The organism is Amycolatopsis eburnea (assembly GCF_003937945.1).
GTDB classification, from domain to species: domain Bacteria; phylum Actinomycetota; class Actinomycetes; order Mycobacteriales; family Pseudonocardiaceae; genus Amycolatopsis; species Amycolatopsis eburnea.
In genome coordinates this window covers 96,666-102,937 of sequence record NZ_RSEC01000009.1, presented here as the reverse complement: position 1 = coordinate 102,937, position 6,272 = coordinate 96,666, and the positions used below count along the sequence as shown (strand labels likewise).

At 71.0% G+C, this 6,272-nt stretch carries 4 protein-coding genes; 3 read left to right on the top strand and 1 reads right to left on the bottom strand.

The genetic code is table 11. The features are described from left to right. Positions 1 to 420 precede the first annotated feature (420 nt). Together EIY87_RS02910 and EIY87_RS02905 are read left to right on the top strand one after the other, a co-directional pair. Positions 421 to 1,209, top strand: coding sequence for an alpha/beta fold hydrolase (locus tag EIY87_RS02910; RefSeq protein WP_125306102.1), 789 nt, complete (start codon positions 421 to 423; stop codon positions 1,207 to 1,209). Next, positions 1,206 to 1,964: an SDR family oxidoreductase gene (locus EIY87_RS02905; protein ID WP_125306101.1), complete on the top strand. Its 759-nt coding sequence runs from the start codon at positions 1,206 to 1,208 to the stop codon at positions 1,962 to 1,964. Before EIY87_RS02910 ends, EIY87_RS02905 begins: the two co-directional genes overlap by 4 nt. Here EIY87_RS02905 and EIY87_RS02900 read toward each other — a convergent pair. After that, the gene (locus tag EIY87_RS02900; RefSeq protein ID WP_125306108.1) at positions 1,949 to 3,496 is read right to left on the bottom strand and encodes an IS1634 family transposase; all 1,548 of its coding nucleotides are present in this window, start codon (positions 3,494 to 3,496) and stop codon (positions 1,949 to 1,951) included. The genes EIY87_RS02905 and EIY87_RS02900 overlap by 16 nt on opposite strands. Before the next feature lie 153 nt (positions 3,497 to 3,649). Here EIY87_RS02900 and EIY87_RS02895 point away from each other — a divergent pair, with 153 nt between their 5' ends. Then, positions 3,650 to 6,247 (top strand): bifunctional FO biosynthesis protein CofGH, encoded by a 2,598-nt coding sequence (locus EIY87_RS02895; RefSeq protein ID WP_191983925.1) that lies wholly within the window; start codon positions 3,650 to 3,652, stop codon positions 6,245 to 6,247. Positions 6,248 to 6,272 lie beyond the last annotated feature (25 nt).

The window sequence follows — 6,272 nt, the reverse complement described above, 5'->3', positions numbered from 1 at the left end:
CTTGCTCTCAAAGGAAACCCCGACGAGGGGGTTTCAAATATAAGCTCTACTGGCTTAGTTCACTAGCACACTGTTGAGTTCTCAAGCAACACACCCCGAGTCGCGCCGCCGTCAAGCGGCCTTACTCGAAGCGAGTTATTTCTAGCAGTTTTTGTGGGCCACCCACTCAATCGCTTCTGCGAGAGCTTGGTTCGTGTCCCCGCCGCCCGGTTTCCCTGGCGACTTGGAGAACTTTACATGCCCCGAAAGGGCCCGAAACAGGGGGGTCCCTTAACAAGATCAGCGCAGGTCAGACCCCATGACGAAGCCCGTCCACGGCCCAGTCTGCCCCGAACCGCCCGGGAGCGCCAGGCAAGAACATTGCTCCGAGTACATTGCACCGTATTGCACCGCGTCAGTGCTCCGCTTAGCGTCGGCGGCATGAACCTCGCGCACGACGACCTCGGCCCGCGGGACGGGCAGCCGGTCCTGCTGGTCCACGGCCACCCCTTCGACCGCTCCCTGTGGCGCCCCCAGGCCGAGTACCTGGCCGGCCGCGGCTACCGGGTGGTGACCCCGGACCTCCGGGGCTACGGCGACTCGAGCACCGGCGACACCACGACCGGCCTCGACGTCTTCGCGAACGACCTCGTCGAGCTGGCCGACCGGCTCGGGCTGGACCGCTTCGTGCTCGGCGGCCTCTCCATGGGCGGCCAGATCGTCATGCAGCTGATGACGGACCACCCGCAGCGGGTGCAAGCCCTCCTACTCGCCGACACCTTCGCCGGCCTCGACACCCCGGCGGCCAAGCAGGCCCGCTACGACACCGCCGCGAGGATCACCGAAGAGGGCATGGAGCGCTACGCCGACGAGCTGCTCCCCAAGATGATCTCGAAGCAGACCCGCGCGACCAGGCCCGACGTCGAAGCCCACGTCCGCCGCATGATGCGCGAGGCGCCGAAGGAAGGTGCCGCGGCGGCGCTCAGGGGACGCGCCGAGCGTCCCGACTACGTGCCGGTGCTCAAGGACATCGACGTTCCCACGCTGGTCGTCGTCGGCAGCGAGGACGAGTTCACGCCGGTCGCCGACGCCGAACTGATCCACCGGGAGATCGCGGGTTCGACCCTGGTGGTGGTCGAGGGCGCGGGCCACCTGCCTAACCTGGAGCGCGAGACCGAGTTCGACGACGCCCTCAGTGCGTTCCTGACCGGAAAAAGGTTCACCCCATGACCCAGCAGACCGTGTTCGTGACCGGCGCCAGCGCCGGCTTCGGCGACGCCATCGCGCGCCGGTTCGTCGCCGAGGGCGCCCGCGTGATCGCCGTCGCCCGCAGCGAGGACAAGCTCGAGAAGCTGGCCGGCGAGCTGGGCGACGCCGTCCTCCCGCTCACCCTCGACGTCAGCGACCCCGAAGCGGTCCGGCAGGCCGTGAACGACCTCCCGGACGACTGGAAAAGCGTCGACGTCCTGGTCAACAACGCCGGCCTCGCCAAGGGCCTCGAGCCCGCGCACAAGGCCGACCTGGACGACTGGGACCAGATGATCGCGACCAACGTCCGCGGCCTCGCGCACGTCACCCGCGCGCTGCTGCCCGGGATGGTCGAGCGCGGCCGCGGCCACGTCATCAACATCGGCTCGATCGCCGGCACCTACCCTTACCCTGGCGGCAACGTCTACGGCGCGACCAAGGCGTTCGTCCACCAGTTCAGCCTCAACCTGCGCAGCGACCTGCACGGCACCGGCGTGCGCGTCACCAACGTCGAGCCCGGCATGGTCGGCGGCACCGACTTCTCGAAGGTCCGCTTCGACGGCGACGCGGCGAAGGCCGAGAAGGTCTACGAGGGCACCACCCCGCTGACCGCCGAAGACGTCGCCGAGTCCGTCTACTGGGCGGCCAGCCAGCCGGAGCACGTGAACATCAACGTCATCGAGCTGATGCCGGTGGTCCAGAGCTTCTCGGCGCTGCAGATCTACCGCGAGAGCTGAAACAGGTCCAGCAACGCCTGCTGACCCGGCTCGGGCGAGGTCAGCAGGCGCTTGGTGCGCGGCCGCCCGCCGGTGGACGGGTAGCGCAGGACCAGCTCGCCGATGCCCGCGAGCTGGTCCAGCAGCTCCCGCACCGACAGGTTCATCCCCGCCCGGTCGGCCTCGCGCCGCATCAGGTGCGTCACCGTCGCGGCGAGCACCGAGACCAGGCCGTGCGCGGCGATCCGCTGCCGCGTCCACTCCCAGCGCGGGGTCGGGCCGGTGACGGCGGGCCCGGTCAGCCAGCGGAACGTCGACTCCAGGTGGGTGCGCGCGCGGTAGGCGGTGACGACGTCGCCGATCGGCCAGTCGCGGTCGGTGACCAGCACCTGCTTGCCGAAGAACTCCTCGTCCAGGCGGGCCAGCGCGGCCGGGTCGATCCGCCGTTCCAGCCGGATCTCCCCCGGCCGGTTGCCGCTGAGCACGGCGGTGAGCACGCGCTCGATGCGCCGGCCGCGCGTCACCCGGCCCAGCTCGGCGTGCACCTGCGCGCGGTCGCCGCGGTGGGTGCCCGCGGCCAGGGCCCCGGCCAGGCCGTCCAGCTCGCGGGTCGCGGTGGCCAGCTCGTCGGCGAACGCGCGGGACTGCGCCGCGTGCAGCGTCGCCGAGTGCGTCAGGATCACCCGCCGCCGGACGCCGTCGACCACCGCGTGCGTGTCCAGCGCGGTGAGCCCGGCGAACCGCTCGGGGTCGACGCGCTTGCGGGCGGACGCGGGCTGGGTCAGCAGCTCGGGGTGGTCGGTCAGCGGGAGCGAGCCGACGAACCCGCTGCGTGAGCCGAGGTCCAGCTGGGCGGCCTGGCCGGCGTGGAAGACGAGCGTCGCCGGGCCCAGCCCTTCGGTCAGCGCCGCGAACGTCGGCGCCGTGCCGTCGTCGCGCCGGTACAGCCGCGAGGACAGCGGGATGGCACCGTCGCGGGTCACGCGCAGGCCGACGCCGGCGAGCACCTCGCGGCACGCCGAGGGCAGCGTGCAGTCGGCCGGCGCGAACACCGCGAACTGCGGGACGTCGACCGCCAGCGCCTCGTGGTCGTCGAGGGTGGCGAGGACGGCGGTGGCGACCGCGTCCTCGATCCCGGCGACGCGCTCGGGCGTCAGCCGGTCCAGCGCCCGCCACGCGCCGTCCACTGTGGACAGCCGGGGGCGCACGAGATCCGCCGCCGCGCTCGTGGCCCACCACTCGCCGATCGGCGTCTCCGGCGCGGTCGCGCGGTGCAGCACCGCGACGGCCAGCGTCGATCCCAGCGACGGCTTCGAGCGCACGACGTCGTCGACGCGGCGGACGAAGTCCAGCCGGGACAGCGTCGCCCACACCGCCGCGACGTCGCCGTACGTCCGGTGCGAAGCCGAGGCCGGTTCGCCGCCCGGGACGGCACGGGCGATCTCGTCGGCCGTGCCGAGATAACGCTGCGTCACCACCCGGGGCTTGCCGTCGACCCGGGCGGACTCCGCCAGGTAGTAGTACGTCCGGCCGCCGATCTTCTTGCCGACCACAGATGCCACCCTTTAGGTAATACACGCCGAACCGGTGATCGACAACCCACCGAGCGCGCTGACCTGCGACGACGATCACGTTCGCGTCCAACCCCAGCCAGGTGCGGAACGCACACTGGCTGGTCGCGCGAGGACGGTCCTAGCGTGGGTGGAATGGGACCCGAACCCGACGCCACCACCCCGACCGCCTCCGCGATGCGCCGCGCGCTCGCCCGGGCACGTGACGGGAAGACACTGGACGTCACCGAAGCGGCCGTCCTGCTGCACGCCCGCGGCGACGACCTCACCAAGCTTTCCGAGTACGCCTCCCGCATCCGGGACGCCGGCCTGGCCGAGGCCGGGCGCGCCGGCATCATCACCTACAGCCGCAAGGTGTTCATCCCGCTGACCCGGCTGTGCCGCGACCGCTGCGGCTACTGCACGTTCGTCACGGTGCCGGGCCGGCTCGAATCGCCGTTCCTCTCGCCGGACGAGGTGCTCGACATCGCCCGCAAGGGCGCCGAGATGGGCTGCAAGGAAGCCCTCTTCACGCTCGGCGACCGGCCGGAGGACCGCTGGAAGGCCGCGCGCGAGTGGCTGGACGCGCACGGCTACGACGACACGCTCTCCTACGTCCGCGCGATGGCGATCCGCGTCCTCGAAGAGACCGGCCTGCTGCCCCACCTCAACCCCGGCGTGCTGACCTGGCAGGACTTCCAGCGGCTCAAGCCGGTCGCGCCGTCGATGGGCATGATGCTGGAGACCACCGCGACCCGGCTGTGGAGCGAGAAGGGCGGCCCGCACTACGGCTCGCCCGACAAGGATCCCGCGGTCCGGCTGCGGGTGCTCGAAGACGCCGGGCGCAGCTCGGTGCCGTTCACCACGGGTGTCCTGATCGGCATCGGCGAGACGTTCGAGGAACGCGCGGACGCGCTGTTCGAGATCCGCAAGGTCGCCAAGACCTACGGCGGCATCCAGGAAGTCATCGTGCAGAACTTCCGGGCCAAGCCGGACACGAAGATGCGCGCGACGCCGGACGCCGACCTCGAAGAACTCGCCGCGAACATCGCCGTCGCACGGCTGGTGCTCGGCCCGAAGATGCGCATCCAGGCGCCGCCGAACCTGATCGGCAGCCAGTACGACCTGATGATCCGGGCCGGCATCGACGACTGGGGCGGCGTCTCGCCGCTGACCCCGGACCACGTCAACCCGGAACGCGCGTGGCCGCAGATCGACGAGCTGGCCCGCCGCACCGAGAAGGCCGGCTTCGAGCTGAAGGAACGGCTGACGATCTACCCCGAGTACGTCAAGGCCGGCGAGCCGTGGCTAGACCCGCGGATCACGCGGCACGTCGCCGCGCTCGTCGACTACGACACCGGGATGGCGCGCGAAGGCGCGATGCCGGTCGGCATCCCCTGGCAGGAGCCGGACGGCGGCTGGCAGGAGTCCGGCCGCACCGACCTGCACACCGAGATCGACACCAGCGGCCGCACCGAAGACCGCCGGAGCGACTTCGACTCGGTGTACGGGGACTGGAAGGAGATCGGCGACCGGATCAAGACCGGGCCGGCCAAGTTCGACACGGACATCCTGGAAGCCTTGCGCAGCGCGGAAAAGGACCCGGCCGGGCTGTCCGACGACGCCGCGCTGGCGTTGCTGCACGCGGACGGCCGCGAGCTTGACGCGTTCACGAAGCTCGCCGACGACCTGCGCCGCGAGACCGTCGGCGACGACATCACGTTCGTCGTCACGCGGAACATCAACTTCACCAACGTCTGCTACACGGGTTGCCGCTTCTGCGCCTTCGCCCAGCGTCGCACCGACGCCGACGCGTACACGCTCTCGCTGGAGCAGGTCGGCGACCGCGTCGACGAGGCGTGGGCCGCGGGCGCGACCGAGATCTGCATGCAGGGCGGCATCCACCCGGACCTGCCGGGCACCGCGTACTTCGACCTCGCGGCCGAGGTCAAGCGCCGTCAGCCGGGCATCCACCTGCACTCCTACAGCCCGATGGAGGTCGTGAACGGCGCTTCGCGGACCAACCTGTCCCTGCGCGACTGGCTGATCGCGGCGAAGGAGTCCGGCGTGGACTCGCTGCCCGGTACCGCGGCGGAGATCCTCGACGACGACGTCCGCTGGGTGCTCACCAAGGGCAAGCTGCCGACGTCGGAGTGGATCAAGGTCGTCACGACCGCGCACGAGGTCGGGCTGCCGACGACGTCGACGATGATGTACGGCCACGTCGACACGCCGTCGCACTGGGTCGCGCACCTCAAGCTCCTCGCGCGGCTGCAGCGCGAGGGCCTGGAGAAGCACGGCAAGCGCGGGTTCAGCGAGTTCGTGCTGCTGCCGTTCATCCACCAGAGCGCGCCGATCTACCTGGCCGGCCTCGCCCGGCCCGGCACGACGCTGCGCGAGAACCGCGCGGTGCACGCGCTGTCCCGGCTGCTGCTGCACGGCATGATCGACAACATCCAGAGCTCGTGGGTGAAGCTGGGCGAAGAAGGCAGCCGCGCGGTGCTGCAGGGCGGCGTCAACGACATCGGCGGCACGCTGATGGAGGAGACGATCAGCCGGATGGCGGGCGCGTCGAACGGGTCCTACAAGACGATCAGCGACATGCGCGCGATGGTCGAGCCGCTGGGTCGCCCGCTGGTGCAGCGGACGACCGGGTACGGGCGGCCGAGCGCCGAACGGCTCGCCGCGGCGGAGGCTTCGGACGGCGTCGCGACGGCGGTGCGCAAGCCGCTCCTGCCGCTGCTGACCCCGTGAGGCGGCGGGCGCCGGGAGACCGGCG